The organism is Pedococcus sp. P1_H8, assembly GCF_056405175.1.
This window is the reverse complement of record NZ_JBFUCP010000494.1, coordinates 1-355: the sequence shown is the minus strand read 5'-3', so window position 1 is coordinate 355 and position 355 is coordinate 1. Positions and strand designations below refer to the sequence as shown.

Genomic DNA, 355 nt, shown 5'->3' with positions numbered 1-355 from the left:
GCTAATCTGCGATCCAGTATCGCGCCCACGCGTCCGAGTCGAGCCGCCCCGGCTCGATCCCGTCCTCATGCGCGGCGACTTCGGCGGCCCGGACCCGCGCCACGAACGCCAGCGTGGCCTTGCGCAACTCGTCCTCCGCACTGCCCGGCCCGCCGAGCCGCACCTCGCGCAACTGCGCCGGGACCAGGTCTGCGGGCAGGCCCGCCTTGGTGGCCCGCTCGATCACCTTCTCCGCCAGCGCGAGCGCGGGCTGCGCCATGGCGATGCCGTCGATGCACGACGCCCTGGCCTTCTCCGCGGCCTTGGCCACCTCCCACGCGGCCTCCTGGTCTGCCACGTCGATCGGTCCGGTGTG

The 355-nt window shown here is 73.5% G+C and carries 1 pseudogene; it reads right to left on the bottom strand.

Annotated elements, in window-relative coordinates:
- Nucleotide 1 precedes the first annotated feature (1 nt).
- Nucleotides 2-355: pseudogene (locus AC1DYG_RS21015) on the bottom strand (hypothetical protein); the annotation flags it as partial.